A 15,063-nucleotide genomic window follows, 5' to 3' on the forward strand; every position below is an offset into this window, starting at 1 on the left:
CCGCGTTCTGTGTCGGACGGGGGTCAGGCGACCTCGTCCAGGACCGGCTCGGTGACCGGGTCGGGAGCCCGGTCGAGGGCGGTGGTGCTCGCCCGCCGCGGGCGCAGCGCCACTGCGGTGACCACGAGTGCCACGGCCGCGAACGCGGCCGAGGTCAGGAACGCCTCGCGGACGCCCGGCACGAACTGGCCGGGCACCGCGCCGGCGGCGTACACCGACACGATGGTGGCCACGCCGACCGCGCTGCCGAGCTGCTGCGTGGTCTGCAACAGGCCGGAGGCCGCACCGGCGTGCTCCGGCTCGACGCCCCCGAGGACGCTCGCGGTGATCGGCATGAAGACCAGCCCGGTCGCGAGGCCGGCGATCGTCATCGGGCCGAACACCGCGCCGAGGTAGGTGTCGGTGGTGCCGATGCCGCTGAGCCAGGCGTAGCCGCCGGCCAGGGCGAGGGTCCCGACCATGATCATCGAGCGGGCGCCGTACCGGGCCAGGAGGCGGGGCGTCACCCGCGACATCGCGAAGATGCCGAGGCTGAACGGCAGGAACGCGACGCCGGAGGCGAGCGGCCCGAAGCCGAGCACCACCTGGACGTACTGCACGACCAGGAAGAACATCGACAGGTTGGCGCCGATCACCAGCGCCATCACGGCCAGCGCGGCGACCCGGTCCCGGTCCCTCACCAGGGACGGACGGACCAGCGGGTGCGGGTGGCGCACCTCGGTCCGGGCGAGCACGGCGAGCAGGGCGAGGCCGAGCGCGAAGCCGCCGATCGTCCGCACGGAGAGCCATCCGTGCTCCGGGGTGCCGATCAGTGCCCAGACCAGCGAGACGGCGCCCAGGGTCGCGGTCAGCGCGCCGACCACGTCGAACCGGCCCGGGCGGCGCCGGGTCTCGTCGACGAAGCGCGGCGCGAGCAGCAGCACGCCGATGCCGATGGGCACGTTGATGAACAACGTCCAGCGCCACGACCCGACGTCGGTGAGCAGGCCGCCGAGGAGCAGGCCGATCGAGGCGCCACCGGAGGAGACGGCGCCGAACAGCGCGAACGCCCGGTGCCGGGCCGCCTCGTCGGGAGCGCTGGTGGTGAGCAGGGCCAGCACGCTCGGCGCGGCCAGCGCGGCACCGACGCCCTGCAGGGTGCGGGCCGCGACCAGCTGGCCAGGCGTCTGGGCCAGCCCGCCGAGCGCGGAGGCCACGGTGAAGACGGCGAGCCCGATCTCGAAGGCCTTCAGCCGTCCGAAGACGTCACCGAGACGTCCGCCGAGCAGGAGCAGCCCGCCGAACGCGAGCGTGTAGGCGTTGAGCACCCACGACAGCGAAGCCGGGCCGAAGCCCAAGTCGGCGTCGATGCGGGGCAGGGCGACGTTCACCACGGTCGCGTCGAGGACCAGCATCAGCTGGGCGACGAGGACGATCGCGATGCCGGTCGCGGCACGTCCGGCGTCCGGCGGGAGGTCGGTCTGGAGGTCGGTGCGGGGAGCTCGCGGGTGCACGGTCATGGGAGAGGTCCTGTTCTGCCCCGGCGGGGCGAGGTACTCTAGACGGAGAATGACTCCGGTTCTGGGATCCACCATACGGAGAGTGTCTCCGTTTAGCAAGGGGAATGCTGTGCGTGCCGACGCCAAGCGCAACTACGACCGGATCGTGGAGGTCGCCCGCGAGGTCTTCCGCGAGCAGGGGTACGACGCCTCGCTGGACCTCGTCGCCAAGCGGGCCGGGGTCGGCCCGGGCACGCTCTACCGGCACTTCCCCACGCGCGAGAACCTGATCGACGCGATCATGCAGAGCTGGGTGGACCGGGTGGACGAGGCCGCCGACAAGGCGCTCGCCCAGGAGGGCCCGCCGCGCGACCTGCTGCTCCACTGGTTCGAGGAGTACGTCGCGCTGATCAGCCTGCACAAGGGCGGCCCGGCCAAGATCACCTCGGCCATGGACGACCCCGCCTCTCCGATCCGGACCAAGTGCGAGGTGCTCAAGACCGCCGGTGACCGGGTGCTCGACTGGCTCCGGGCCGAGGGCGCGCTGCGCGAGGGCGTCGAGGTCACCCAGGTGGCCCGCCTCGTCGGCGGCGTCGCCACCGTGGCCGACCAGGGCGACCTCGATCCGGCGACCGTCCGGCCGCTGCTGGAGGTGGTCGCCGACGGGCTCCTGGTCTGACCGGTCCGACGGGAAGCCACCGTGCGGGCCGCGGTGGCGTGACCGGTAGATTGGCGCCCGTGCCCGAGACCAGCGCCCCCGAGCGGTCCGCGCTCGACACCGTCGCCGCCGCCAGCCAGGACCCGCACCGCGACCAGCCGTGGGCCGAGCTCGGCCTGAAGGCAGACGAGTACGCCCGGATCCGCGAGATCCTCGGCCGCCGCCCGACGTCGTCGGAGCTGGCGATGTACTCCGTGATGTGGAGCGAGCACTGCTCCTACAAGAGCTCCAAGGTGCACCTCCGGCAGTTCTCCGAGATCCCGCAGGAGACTCCCGTCGGAAAGATGCTGGCCGGCATCGGCGAGAACGCCGGCGTCATCGACATCGGCCAGGGCTACGCGGTCACCTTCAAGGTCGAGTCGCACAACCACCCGTCGTACGTCGAGCCCTACCAGGGCGCCGCGACCGGTGTCGGCGGCATCGTTCGCGACATCCTCGCGATGGGCGCCCGGCCGGTCGCCGTGATGGACCCGCTCCGGTTCGGGCCGCTCGACGCCGACGACACCCACCGGGTGCTGCCGGGGATCGTGGCCGGGGTCGGCGGCTACGGCAACTGCCTCGGCCTGCCCAACATCGGCGGCGAGGCGGTCTTCGACGAGACCTACCTCGGCAACCCGCTGGTCAACGCGCTCTGCGTCGGCGTGCTCAAGCACGAGGACCTGCACCTGGCCAAGGCCTCCGGCGTCGGCAACCAGGTCATCCTGTACGGCGCCCGGACCGGCGGCGACGGCATCGGAGGCGTTTCCGTGCTCGCCTCCGAGACCTTCGACGAGGGCGGCCCGGCCAAGCGCCCCAGCGTGCAGGTCGGCGACCCCTTCATGGAGAAGCTGCTCATCGAGTGCACCCTCGAGATCTTTGCGGCCGGCCTCGTCGCCGGCATCCAGGACCTCGGCGGCGCCGGGCTGTCCTGCGCCACCTCCGAGCTCGCCTCCGCCGGCGACGGCGGCATGCACGTCGAGCTCGACCGGGTCCCGCTGCGCGACTCCACGCTCGCTCCCGAGGAGATCCTCATGAGCGAGTCGCAGGAGCGGATGATGGCGGTCGTCGAGCCCGGCGACGTCGAGGCCTTCCTCGCGATCTGCGCGAAGTGGGACGTCGAGGCCGTGGTGGTGGGCGAGGTGACCGACACCGGCCGGCTGCAGATCGACTGGCACGGCGAGCGCGTGGTCGACGTACCCCCGCGGTCCGTGGCGCACGACGGGCCGACGTACCAGCGTCCCTTCGCGCGCCCCGACTGGCAGGACGCCCTCCAGGCCGACTCGGCGAACGCGCTCCCTCGGGCGATCACCGGGGCCGAGCTGCGCGACACCCTGCTCCGCCTGGTCGCCTCGCCGAACCTGTGCGACAAGTCGTGGATCACCGACCAGTACGACCGCTACGTGCGCGGCAACACCGTCCTCGCGCAGCCGTCCGACTCCGGGATGATCCGGGTCGACGACGAGTCGAACCTCGGCGTCGCGGTCTCCACCGACTGCAACGGACGGTTCGCCAAGCTCGACCCGTACGCCGGCGCCCAGCTCGCGCTGGTCGAGTCCTACCGGAACGTGGCCACCGGCGGCGCCGCCCCGCTCGCGATCTCCGACTGCCTCAACTTCGGCTCCCCCGAGGACCCCGCGGTCATGTGGCAGTTCGCCGAGGCCTGCCGCGGACTGAAGGACGCCTGCGTCGAGCTCGGCATCCCGGTCACCGGCGGCAACGTCAGCCTCTACAACCAGACCGGCGAGACCGCGATCCTGCCGACCCCGGTGGTCGCGGTGCTCGGCGTCATCGAGGACGTCACCAGGCGCACCCCGTCCGGCTTCGTCGCCGAGGGCGAGGACGTGTTCCTGCTCGGCAGCACCGGCGAGGACCTCAGCGGCTCGGAGTGGGCGCACGTCGTGCACGGCCACCTCGGCGGGCTGCCGCCGCGGGTCGACCTGGCCGCGGAGAAGGCGCTGGCCGCGCTGCTGGTGGAGGCGTCCCGCACGGGCGCGGTCACCTCCGCCCACGACGTCTCCGACGGCGGCGTCGCCCAGGCACTCGCCGAGTCGGCGCTGCGCAACGGGATCGGCTGCACGGTCGGCTTCGAGGGCGACGCGTTCCTCGGCCTGTTCTCCGAGTCCGCGGCCCGGGCCGTGGTCACCGCCGCCGACGCCGCCGCGCTCAACGACCTGGCCGCGCGCCACGGCGTACCCCTCACCCGGCTCGGCCGCACCGGCGGCCCCGACCTGGTCGTGGACGGGCACTTCTCGGTGTCGGTCGAGGAGCTCCGGGCCGCCTGGTCCGCGACCCTGCCCGCCGCGCTGGGCTGACCCACCGGCGCCCCCTGATGGCGCCACGGGGACCGCCCGGTCGGCCTGTCCGCACCATGCCAAGACGGCCCGAAGACCCCAGAGACTCGCCGCCGACGCCTTTGTCATCCTGAAAGGGCGTTCGCGCGAGGTACTGGGTGTGAGAGGCGACTACCGCACCGGGATGGTGACGTCGTCGGAGCAGCCGGCCGTGGAGGGGCCGGAGCGCTTCGAGGACTTCTACGCGTCCGAACTGCCCCGGCTGGTCGCGCTGGCCGGCGGCCTGGCACCTCCGGCGCTGGCGGAGGACCTCGCGCAGGAGGTGATGCTGGTCGCCTGCCGCCGCTGGCGTGAGCTGCGCGAGGTGGAGCGACCCGAGCTGTGGGTGCGGCGCACCTGCGCGGACCTCTCCGTCTCGCCGCTCCGGCGGCGGCTGGTCGAGATCCGGGCCACCGCGCGGCTGGCATCCCGGCCGGTCCGGCCGCCGTCGCTGAGCCCACCGAGCGAGCGGTTCTGGGCCGTCGTACGCGGACTGCCGCAGCGGCAGGCGCAGGCGGTCGCGCTGCACCACGTCTACGGCATGCCCGTGCCGGACGTCGCCGAGACCCTGGACTGCACCGAGGGGACCGTGATGCAGCACCTGGACGGGGTCCGGCGGTCCCCGGCCGCGCACGCCACCGCCGAGCTGCTGGAGAGCGTCCGACCCGACCCGGTGGTGTTGTTCGAGGACCTGCGGCGGGTACGCCGGCGACGCAGCCTCGCGACCGCCGGAGGGCTGGCGCTGGTGATGGCGGTCCTGGTGGCGACGTGGGTACTCACCCGCGGCGGCCCGGCCCCCGAGCGGGCCGGACCCCCGCACCACAACGGTGCTCTCGTCGGGCGCGGCGTCGGCGGCGCGCTGGGCGTCGCGCTCCCGCCCGGCACCTCGACGGTCCCCCTCCCGGCGGACGCCGAGCCCGGGAGCACCCCGCAGTTCACCCGGGACGGCCGACACCTGGTCTACACCCGGCGCGGCGGGTGGGTCGCGACGTACGACGTGACCACCGGCAGGTCCCGCGACCTGACCCGGTGCCCGCTGCGCGGGGCCCACCTGTGCCCCGCGGCGCTCTCACCGGACGGCACGCAGGTCCTGCTGCTCGGGCAGGCCCGCGACGCCGTCCTGCGCGACCTGGCCACCGGTGGCGACCTCAGACTGACAGGGGTCGAGCCATTCACCGCACGGTGGTCGCCGGACGGCCGCTCGCTGGCCTACGACGGCGGCGACGGGGTCTACGTCCTCGACCTGGCGTTCGAGGCGCCGCGCCAGGTGTTCACCTACCGCGACGAGTCGGCCATGCCGCTCGCGCCGACCTGGTCGCCGGGCGGCCGACGGCTCGCGTTCTACGACCAGCAGTTGCTCCCGGAGCGTCCGGGACTGGGCACCCGTGAGACCCGGTTCACCCTGATGGTCGTGGGGGCCGACGGCTCGCGGGCCCGGGTGATGCGGGCTGCCGGCCGGTGCGTCTGCCTGAGCGAGTCGCCCCCGGCCGTCGTGTGGAGCCCGGACGGGCGCTGGCTTGCCTACCGCCCGGTCGGGGGTGGCGTCGTGGCAGTCCGCGCCGACGGGGGGCGGGGGCTCCTGCCGCTGGCCGGCGACGTCGAGAGCGCGCTCGCCTGGCAGCCGGTGCGGTGAGGCTCACTCGTCGCCGGTCAGGTTGAACGCCTGGAGCCGACGGCCGGTGAGCCAGCCGCCCAGCACCACGACGACCACGGTCGCCACCACGGCGTACGTGAACCCGAGGTCGTCCACCAGCGTGACCTGGCCGGCCACCTGCTCGGTGATCGCCGCCGCCCACCGGGTGACGCTGAGCCACCGGACCCCGTCCAGCAGCCCGCCGAGCAGGCCCTCCCAGAGCAGGAGGTAGAGCAGGCCGATCACCACCGCGTGCCGGGTCATCACCGACAGCAGCGCGAACAGCGAGCAGTAGGCGAGCCCGCCGGCGAGCGAGCCGACCGCGAACGCGAAGCCCACCTCCGGCTGGCCGAGCAACAGCACCAGCCCGGCGACGAGCATCGGCAGTGCGCCGAAGACCAGTACGCAGGCCCAGGCGACCAGCAGCTTGCTGGCCACGATCGTGTGCCGTGAGATCGGCTTGGCCAGCAGGTAGGAGATCGACCCGTCGTCGATCTCCGGGGCCAGCACGCCGGTGGTGGCGAGCAGCGCGACGAGGGGTACGACGACCGCGAGCCCGAGCCCGTAGAGGGTGTCCTCCGTCGAGCGCAGGTCCTCGCCGACCAGCGCCCGGACCAGCACGGCGAGCCCGACCAGCACCAGCGGCAGCAGGAACAGCAGGATGCCGCGACGGCGGCCGAACACGCTGTGCGCGCCGATGCGGACGATGGTGGGGGAGACCGCACTCATGCCGGCACCCCGCTCATGCCGACATCCCGCTCATGCCGACACCAGGTAGGCGAAGACGCTCTCGAGCGACTCGTCGGTCGGCGTCACCTCGAGCAGGCGCACGCCGTGCTCCCGGGCCAGCCGGGGCAGCACCTCGCTGAACCGGCCGAAGTCGGAGGCCTCCAGCTCGATCCCGCCGTCGCCGCGCAGCCGGGCGCCGCGGACCGACGGGTCGGCCAGCAGCACCGAGGCCAGCGTGCGGTCGTCGTCGGTGCGCAGCACGAACCGGTTGGGCCGGTCGGTCATCAGCCTGCGGATCGCGCCGAAGTCACCGGAGGCCGCGTGCCGCCCGGCCACCACGACCTCGATCTGCCGGGCCACCTGCTCGACCTCCTCGAGGATGTGCGAGCTGAACAGCACGGTGCGGCCCTCCGCCCCCATGTGCCGGAGCAGGTCCATCAGGTGGATGCGCTGGCGCGGGTCCATGCCGTTGAAGGGCTCGTCGAGCAGCAGCACCGCGGGCTGGTGCACGAGCGAGGAGGCCATCTTGATCCGCTGCCGCATGCCCTTGGAGTACGTCGCGATCACGCGGTCCTGCGCGTCGTCCATCTCCACCAGGGCGATCGCGTGCTGGGCGGCGGCGCCCGGGTCGGGCAGGCCGTGCAGCTCGGCGTTCGCGACCACGAACTGCCGCCCGGTGAGGTAGTCGAACAGCGCCTCGCGCTCCGGCACCAGACCGATCTTGCGGTAGACCTGCTCGTTGCGCCACAGCGGCTCGTCGTCCAGGGTGACCGTGCCCGAGGACGGCGCGAGGAACCCGGACATCAGCGCGATCAGCGTCGACTTGCCGGCGCCGTTCGGCCCGAGCAGGCCGGTCACGCCCGGGCCGATGGTCATCGAGACGTCGTTGACCGCGACGACGTTGCGGTACCACCGGGAGACGTGGTCGAGGACGATGCTGCTCATCCGGGGTCCCCGCGGAAGCGCGAGCGGAGCGACGGGTGGCGTGGGGTGTTCATCCCTGGACCTTCCGGTAGCGCAGCAGCATCGCGCCGACCGAGCCGAGCACGGTCACCGCGGTGGCCAGCAGGTAGAGCACGCCCATCCCGTCCCCGGTGGGCGGGGTCCGCGTCGCGTGCGGCGCGTCGAAGACGTAGACCTGGACGCCGTTGACCAGCGTGTACGGCGAGAAGATGCCGGCCACCTCGCCGACCCGGGCGTGCCCGGTGTCGGCGGAGATGCCCTGGATGGTCGCGACCACGGTGTAGGTCACGAGCAGCAGCACGATCACGGCGGTGACCGCGAGCCCCCGCCGGATCGTCAGCGCCGCCACCAGGGCAGCGGTGCAGGCCAGGCAGGCGGCCAGCAGGAGTGCGCCGACCAGGGCGCCGCCGACCCGTTGGGACTCGCGGCCGAGCGGCAGGTCGGCGAGCAAGCCCCCGACGTACATGAGGACGAGGGGCGCGGCGACCAGCAGGAAGGTGGCGGCGGTGAGGGAGGCCATCCGCACCAGGACGTACGTCGCGCGGCGGGCCGGGCGGGCGAGGTAGAGCGTGATCGTGCGGAACCGGAGGTCGCGGGAGATCAGGGCCGGCGCCTGCGAGGCGACGAACACCGAGATCAGCAGCTGGGTGGTCATCGGGTAGGTGGAGTACGCGACGATCTGCTGGTCGAGCCCGAGCAGGTCCTTGGCCTGGACGAGCACACCGACCAGGATCAGCGCCGGCAGCAGCATCAGCGCGAGCAGCCCCATCGGCAGCACCTTCGAGCGGCCGGAGCGGCCCAGCCCGAAGCTGTTGCGGAGCCCGGTCACGAACAGCGCCCACGCGACCGCGCCCTCGCCGAGCCGGGGGCCGGCATACGGGCGGTAGCCGATGTCGTGGATGACGCCGGTGGGCGCGCCTTCAGACGGGGTGGACACTGCCGGCACCTCCCTCGCGGAAGACGTCCTCGATGCGGTGGTGCCGCTCCTGCATCCGGACCAGGCCCAGCCCGAGGTCGACGGCGAGGTCGCGCACCAGGTCGTGGGTGGCGTCGTCGCGCAGCTCGACCTCGACCATGCGGCCGTCGGCCGGCGTGGCCCGCACGCCGGCGTCGAGCAGCGCCTGCCCGAGCAGCCGGTCGGCGTCGGGCTTCCCCTGCACCTCGACCAGCAGGGTGCCGGTGCGGTGGAGGAACTCGGTGGTGGCCGAGGCCCGGAGCAGCCGGCCGCTGTCGAGCACCACGACGTGGTCGCTGATCCGCTCCAGCTCGCCGAGGAGGTGGGAGGTCACCAGCACCGCGATGCCGAAGTCGGTCCCGATCCGGCGCACCAGCGCCAGCATGTCGTCGCGCGAGGAGGGGTCGAGGCCGTTGGTGGGCTCGTCCAGCAGCACCAGGCGCGGATCGTGCACGAGCGCCTGGGCGAGCTTGGCGCGCTGCTTCATGCCGGTCGAGTAGCCGCCGATCGGGCGGTAGCGCTCCTCGGCCAGGCCGACGTGGCGCAGCACGTCCGCGGCGCGCTCCCGCGCGGCCGGGTAGGGCAGCCCCGACATCTGGCCCAGGTGCACGGTCAGGTCGCTCGCCGACACGTCCGCCGGCAGGCAGTCGTGCTCGGGCATGTAGCCGACCAGCGACCGGATCCGGCCGCCGTCGCGTGCCACGTCGTACCCGAGGACCTGGGCGGTGCCACTGGTGGCCGGGATCAGTCCCAGCAGGATCTTGATCAGGGTGGACTTGCCGGCGCCGTTCGCACCGACCAGGCCGGTGACGCCGCCGCCGATGTCGACGGTGAGGCCGTCGAGCGCGGTCACGCGCGGATAGGTCTTGGTCAGCGCGCCCGTGCGGATGACCGGCGCGCCGTGCCCGGATCCCGGACCCGCCCGGTCCTCGACGCTGACCCCCATGCCGTCCCCCACCTGCCCCACGGTAGCCGTCGAACCCTCAGCCGGAGCGGACCTCGAGCGCGGCCACCAGGTCGCCCTCCCAGGTGATCCGCATCCGGCCGGTGCCGCCGCGGCTCCACGCGACCTCCACCTCGTCGGTGTCGCCGTCGGTCACCGCCCCGGTCGCCACCATGGTGTCGTCCGGCGGGTTCGCGACGTACGCCGCGTGGATGGCGTCGCGGCCGCGGGCCTCGGGCACCGGAAGGTCGGGGAACGACATCACGGCGTCCTCGGTGAACCGGCCCACGAACGCCGCCCACCGTCCGGTCGCCACGGCCTCGTCGAACGCCGCGAGGTGCGCCACCACCCGGGCGGCCACGGCCATCTCGTGCATGGCGGCAGCCTAGACCCGGAGGCTCTGCTGGAATGGGGCCGTGGACCTGACCCGGCGGGGCGCGCTGGCCGTCGGCCTGACGGTCTGCGGCTGGCCGGGTGCGCCGACCGTTCCCCGACCACCGACTCTTCCCTGGAGGCCCCCGTGGATCCCGAGCGCGTCACCTACGGCGACGACCCCAGCCAGTACGTCGAGATCAGCCGGCCGGCCGGCCGCCCGCGGGGGACCGTGGTGGTGGTCCACGGCGGGTTCTGGAAGGCGGAGTACGACGCGTCGCTGGGCCGGCCGCTCGCCGCGAGCCTGGCCGCCGAGGGGTGGACGGCCGTGAACGTGGAGTACCGCCGGGTCGGCAACGGCGGCGGGGTCCCGGCGACCCTCGACGACGTGGCCGCCGCGATCGACCTGCTGGCCGACGTCGAGGGCCTCGACACCTCGACCGTGGTGACGCTCGGCCACTCCGCCGGCGGACACCTCGCGGTCTGGGCGGCCGCCCGCGGCCGGTTCCCGCGCTGGCAGCCGGAGCGGGTCAAGGTCATGGCCGCGGTCTCGCAGGCCGGGGTGCTCGACCTGACCGCCGGGTACGCCGACGGGCTGGGGACCGGCGCCGTGGAGCGGTTCACGGGGTCCGCGCCCGGCCCGTCGTACGACATGGTGGATCCGCGCCGGCAGCTCCCCCTCGACGTACCGGTGCGGTGCGTGCACGGCACCGACGACGACGTGGTCCCGGTCTCGCAGTCCCGCGACTACGTCGCCGCGGCCACCGCCGCCGGCGCGGACGCCTCCCTCACCGAGGTCGCCGGCGACCACTTCGTCGTCATCGCCCCCGGCTCCGACGCCTGGGCCCGCACCCTCACCCTGCTCGCCGCCCTGGCTCCCCCTGCTCCTGCCCCCCCGACTTCCGGATAGTCCCAAACAAGACGGCTGCGATCTGGCCGGATCCTCAGCCGTTTCGTTGGGGACTACCCCGCCGTCGCGCCCGGATAGTCCCCAACGTTCGAGGGGTCGTGTCGACCCCTCGAACGTTGGGGAGTATCGGGCCAAGGTTCGGATGGTCCGCGAGGATCTGGCTCGCCCGGGGAGATCAGGACCCAGACGTCAGGGACCACCCCGGTGGGGGCGGTCGGGAGAGCGGCCTAGGGTCGGAGGCATGCACCTGCGCTGGCGGCTGGCCGTCGTGACCGGGGGTGGCTCCGGTCTCGGCCGGGAGATCTGCCTGCGCCTCGGTCGCGCGGGGGTCGGGGTGCTGGTCGCCGACCGCGACGCGACCACCGCCGAGAGCGTGGCCGCCGAGGTGCGCGAGAGCCGGGTGAAGGCCTGGCCGTGGCAGGTCGATGTCACCGACGCGGGGGAGCTGGACCTGCTGGCCGCCAGGATGCGGGACCTCGGCGGGGCCGACCTGCTGGTCAACAACGCCGGCGGCTGGACCGACGGAGATCAGTACCCCGCGGCCCCGCCGGAGGCCTGGGCGGCCACCCTGGACCTGAACCTGCTCGCCCCGATGCGGCTCACCCAGCTCTTCCTCGCCGACGTCGGGCAGCGTCGCGGGCGGAGCGAGGAGCCCGGCGCGGTGGTCAACGTCGCCTCGGAGGCCGGGCTGGAGCGGGCAGGCTACGGCTCGCCGGAGTACGCCGCCGCGAAGGCCGGGCTGATCCGGCTCACCACCGCGCTGGCGCGACCGGACGTGGCGCGCCTGGCCCGAGTGACCTGCGTGGTGCCGGGCTGGATCGGGCTCGACCGGGCGCGCGCGGAGCTGGCGGTCATGGATCCCGCCGAGCGTGACGCCCAGGCGCCGCTGGTCCCGCCGGGTCAGGTCGCCCAGACGGTGGTCGACCTGCTCGAGCGGGGTGCCGCGGGCACGGTGGTCGAGCTCCTCGGCGGCCGGCCACCCGTCGTACGCCTGGCCCCTTCGCCGTGAATCCGGGGTAATCCCAAACGAAATGGTTCTCGGATCGCCGAAGGCCGAACCATTTCGTTGGGGACCATCCCGCGACGGCACCGAGGTAGTCCCCAACGTTCGAGGGGCCGACACGCCGGTGCCGACCCCTCGAACGATGGGGACTATCGAGAGGGGGCGAGGTCAGGCGGAGCGGTTCATCGCACGCAGGCCGACGAGCAGGCCGAGGGCGGCGACGATCGCGGCGCCGAGGAAGCCGGCGGCGACGGTGTCGACCGGGACGTCGCCGGCGAACAGGGCTCGCTCGGCCTCGACGACGTACGTCAGCGGGTTCAGGTCGGAGGCCGCGGACAGCCAGCCCGGGGCGCCCTCGAGCGGCAGCAGGACGCCGGCCAGCAGCAGCACCGGGAAGATCAGGGTCTGCTGGACCGTCCAGAACAGCCACTCCTGGTCCTTCGACACCAGCGCCAACGCGAACGACAGCGCGCCCACGCCGATGCTGAACAGGCTGAGCAGCGCCATCCCGACGAGGACGCCTACGGGGTGCAGGTCGAAGCTGAACGGCGTCACGACGGCGAGGATGATCGCGGTCTGCATGAGCATCGGCACGACCTCCTTCAGGGCCCGCCCGACCAGCAGCGACGACCGGCTCAGCGGCGAGACCAGCAGTCGCTCGTGCGAGCCGGTGACGATCTCCTGGGTGAGGTTCGCGCCGGTGAACGAGGCCCCCATCAGCGCGGTCATCGCGACGATGCCGGGCACGAACCACTGCAGGGCGGAGCCGTTCTCGACCTCGGGCAGCAGCGGCGCGAACAGCCCGAGGAACACCAGCGGCTGCACCATCGCGAACAGCACGGACGCCGGCTCGCGGAACACCGGCTTCAGCTCGCGGACCATCACGTTCCAGGTGTCGGCGAGGAAGCCGGGCATCCGCGCCTCGGCGGTACGGCGGGTGGTCGGGGTGGTCGGGGCGGGGGTGTCGAGCACGGTGCTCATGCCGCGGCTCCTTCGGTCTCGTCGGTGGCGGTCGGGGTGGTCTCGTTGCTCTCGCGCAGGCTGCGTCCGGTCAGGTCGAGGAAGACGTCGTCGAGGGTCGGCTGGGCGACGGTGATCCGCTGGACCGGGGCGCCCAGCCCGGCGAGGTCCTGGACCAGGCCCGCCGCGGTCTCGGCACCCCGAGCGGCCCGGATGGTCACGACCTGCCCGGAGCGCTCGACGGTCGCGTCGGCGGGCAGCCCGGCCGCCGCCCGCTCGGCCGCGATCACCGCCTGCTCCCTCCCGGCGAAGCCGAGCGTGACCAGGTCGCCGAGCCCGGACTTGAGCCGGGTCGCGGTGTCGTCGGCGATCACCCGGCCGTGGTCGATCACGATCACCCGGTCGGCGATCGCGTCCGCCTCCTCGAGGTAGTGGGTGGTCAGCACGATCGTGGTGTTCTGCTCCGCGTGCAGCCGCTCGATCTGCTGCTGAAGGTTGGCCCGGTTCTGCGGGTCCAGCCCGGTCGACGGCTCGTCGAGGAACAGCAGGCTCGGCGTGTGCACGAGGCCGATCGCGACGTCGAGGCGACGCCGCTGGCCGCCGGAGAGGGTCGAGACCGGGCGGCCGGCGTGCTCGGTCAGGTCGAACGCCGCGAGCAGATCCTCGGCCCGGCGGCGGGCGTCGACCCGGGACATCCCGAACGCACGCGCCTGGCTGACCAGCTCGTCCCGGCCGCGCTGGGTGTGGCCGGCGCCGTTGCCCTGCCCGACGTACCCGATGCTGTTGCGGACCGCGCGGCGCTGGGTCACGACGTCGTACCCCGCGACCTCGGCGGAGCCGGCCGTGGGTGCCAGCAGCGTGGTCAGCATGCGCAGCGTGGTCGACTTGCCGGCGCCGTTCGGGCCGAGGAAGGCAACCAGCTCGCCGTGACCGATCTCGAGATCGAGGCCGCGCACCGCCTCGACCGTCCTCTTGCCGCGGGTGAAGGACTTGGTGAGCCCGCGGGTGCGGATCACGGTCCCTGACTGGGTGGTGTGTTCGCTCATGGCCACCACGCTAGGAACCATTCAGGCCACTTCCTGACCGCAATGCGACCTAATCTGGATTCCATGAACACCAGCGCCCGGATGCTGCGGCTCCTCTCCCTGCTCCAGACCCACCGCTACTGGCCCGGCGGCGAGCTCTCGGAGCGGCTCGAGGTCAGCCCGCGCACGCTGCGCCGCGACATCGACCGGCTCCGCGACCTCGGCTACCACGTCGACGCGGTCCGCGGCGTCGCCGGCGGCTACCAGCTCCGGGCCGGGGGCTCGCTGCCGCCGCTGCTGCTCGAGGACGACGAGGCGGTCGCCATCGCGGTGGGCCTGCGTACGTCGGCCGCGGGCGCGGTCAGCGGCCTGGAGGAGACCTCGGTGCAGGCGCTGACCAAGGTGATCGCCCTGATGCCGCCCCGTCTGCGTCGCCGGATGGACGCGCTGCGCTCGCAGAGCGACAACCTGGTCTGGGGCGGAGGCCCGGCGATCGACGCCGACGTTCTGACCACGCTGGCCCAGGCCTGCCGCGACGACGAGCCGCTCACGTTCGGCTACACCGCCCGCGGCTCCGAGCGCACCGAACGCCGGGTCGAGCCGCACCGCCTGGTCTCGATCGGCCGCCGGTGGTACCTCGTCGCCTACGACCGCGACCGCCAGGACTGGCGCTCCTTCCGCGTCGACCGGATCGCCGATGCCGCCACCACGGGCCAGCGGTTCCGGCCGCGCGAGCTCCCCGCCGAGGACGCGCTCACGTTCGTGCAGGCGGGCATCCGCTCGATGCCGCAGCGGTACGCCGTCCGGGTGCGCCTGGCGACCGCCGTGGCCGCGGTGCAGGACGTGGTCGGGCAGTGGGGCGAGGTCACGCCGGACGGCGACCGGGCCCTGCTCGAGATGAACGTCGACGACCTGGCCTGGCCGGTGATGGTGCTGGCCCGGCTCGACGCGGACGTCGAGGTCGAGTCGCCGCCGGAGCTCCGCGACCTGCTGGTGCGCACCGGTGAACGGTTCTCGCGCGCCGGCTGACCCGCACGGTTCGCCGTGCCCGGCCGCGGGTAGCGT

Annotated in this window: 13 protein-coding genes and 1 pseudogene; 6 read left to right on the forward strand and 8 right to left on the reverse strand. The window is 73.5% G+C overall.

Annotation, left to right across the window (positions count from 1 at the left end):
* Positions 1-23 precede the first annotated feature (23 nt).
* Entirely contained in the window at positions 24-1,499 is a 1,476-nt protein-coding gene (locus EKO23_RS08595; RefSeq protein ID WP_134716206.1) for an MFS transporter, read from the reverse strand.
* A gap of 109 nt (positions 1,500-1,608) precedes the next feature.
* On the opposite strand from EKO23_RS08595, the gene EKO23_RS08600 reads away from it, so the two are divergent.
* The 3 genes from EKO23_RS08600 (at position 1,609) to EKO23_RS08610 (ending at position 6,138) form a co-directional block, all read left to right on the forward strand.
* Entirely contained in the window at positions 1,609-2,157 is a 549-nt protein-coding gene (locus EKO23_RS08600; protein ID WP_134716208.1) for a TetR/AcrR family transcriptional regulator, read from the forward strand.
* Positions 2,158-2,216: 59 nt separating this feature from the next.
* The gene (purL, locus tag EKO23_RS08605; protein WP_134716210.1) at positions 2,217-4,487 is read left to right on the forward strand and encodes a phosphoribosylformylglycinamidine synthase subunit PurL; all 2,271 of its coding nucleotides are present in this window, start codon (positions 2,217-2,219) and stop codon (positions 4,485-4,487) included.
* Positions 4,488-4,626: 139 nt separating this feature from the next.
* Positions 4,627-6,138, forward strand: a complete 1,512-nt coding sequence (locus EKO23_RS08610; protein WP_134716212.1) for a sigma factor-like helix-turn-helix DNA-binding protein — start codon at positions 4,627-4,629, stop codon at positions 6,136-6,138.
* Between the two features lie 3 nt (positions 6,139-6,141).
* On the opposite strand, the gene EKO23_RS08615 is transcribed toward EKO23_RS08610, so the two are convergent.
* From EKO23_RS08615 to EKO23_RS08635, 5 genes and pseudogenes are all read right to left on the reverse strand, one after another.
* Positions 6,142-6,867, reverse strand: a complete 726-nt coding sequence (locus tag EKO23_RS08615; RefSeq protein WP_134716214.1) for an ABC transporter permease — start codon at positions 6,865-6,867, stop codon at positions 6,142-6,144.
* A gap of 30 nt (positions 6,868-6,897) precedes the next feature.
* On the reverse strand, positions 6,898-7,812 hold the full coding sequence (locus tag EKO23_RS08620) for an ABC transporter ATP-binding protein (protein ID WP_134716216.1): 915 nt from the start codon (positions 7,810-7,812) through the stop codon (positions 6,898-6,900).
* A 49-nt stretch (positions 7,813-7,861) separates the two neighbouring features.
* Positions 7,862-8,767: an ABC transporter permease gene (locus EKO23_RS08625; protein WP_134716218.1), complete on the reverse strand. Its 906-nt coding sequence runs from the start codon at positions 8,765-8,767 to the stop codon at positions 7,862-7,864.
* Positions 8,751-9,590, reverse strand: a pseudogene (locus EKO23_RS08630) (ABC transporter ATP-binding protein); the annotation flags it as partial. The pseudogene EKO23_RS08630 and the gene EKO23_RS08625, both read right to left, overlap by 17 nt.
* A gap of 178 nt (positions 9,591-9,768) precedes the next feature.
* Positions 9,769-10,104: a nuclear transport factor 2 family protein gene (locus tag EKO23_RS08635; RefSeq protein WP_134716220.1), complete on the reverse strand. Its 336-nt coding sequence runs from the start codon at positions 10,102-10,104 to the stop codon at positions 9,769-9,771.
* Positions 10,105-10,248: 144 nt separating this feature from the next.
* On the opposite strand from EKO23_RS08635, the gene EKO23_RS08640 reads away from it, so the two are divergent.
* Positions 10,249-11,010 (forward strand): alpha/beta hydrolase family protein, encoded by a 762-nt coding sequence (locus EKO23_RS08640; protein WP_134716222.1) that lies wholly within the window; start codon positions 10,249-10,251, stop codon positions 11,008-11,010.
* Between the two features lie 241 nt (positions 11,011-11,251).
* On the forward strand, positions 11,252-12,019 hold the full coding sequence (locus tag EKO23_RS08645) for an SDR family NAD(P)-dependent oxidoreductase (RefSeq protein WP_167880383.1): 768 nt from the start codon (positions 11,252-11,254) through the stop codon (positions 12,017-12,019).
* Positions 12,020-12,181: 162 nt separating this feature from the next.
* Here the strand turns inward: EKO23_RS08645 and EKO23_RS08650 are convergent, their stop codons facing one another.
* Entirely contained in the window at positions 12,182-12,994 is an 813-nt protein-coding gene (locus EKO23_RS08650; protein ID WP_134716226.1) for an ABC transporter permease, read from the reverse strand.
* The gene (locus EKO23_RS08655) at positions 12,991-14,019 is read right to left on the reverse strand and encodes an ABC transporter ATP-binding protein (protein WP_134716228.1); all 1,029 of its coding nucleotides are present in this window, start codon (positions 14,017-14,019) and stop codon (positions 12,991-12,993) included. Before EKO23_RS08655 ends, EKO23_RS08650 begins: the two co-directional genes overlap by 4 nt.
* Positions 14,020-14,082: 63 nt before the next feature.
* Here EKO23_RS08655 and EKO23_RS08660 point away from each other — a divergent pair, with 63 nt between their 5' ends.
* Positions 14,083-15,027, forward strand: coding sequence for a helix-turn-helix transcriptional regulator (locus tag EKO23_RS08660; RefSeq protein ID WP_246050975.1), 945 nt, complete (start codon positions 14,083-14,085; stop codon positions 15,025-15,027).
* Positions 15,028-15,063 lie beyond the last annotated feature (36 nt).

Source organism: Nocardioides guangzhouensis, assembly GCF_004519545.1.
Lineage (GTDB): Bacteria > Actinomycetota > Actinomycetes > Propionibacteriales > Nocardioidaceae > Nocardioides > Nocardioides guangzhouensis.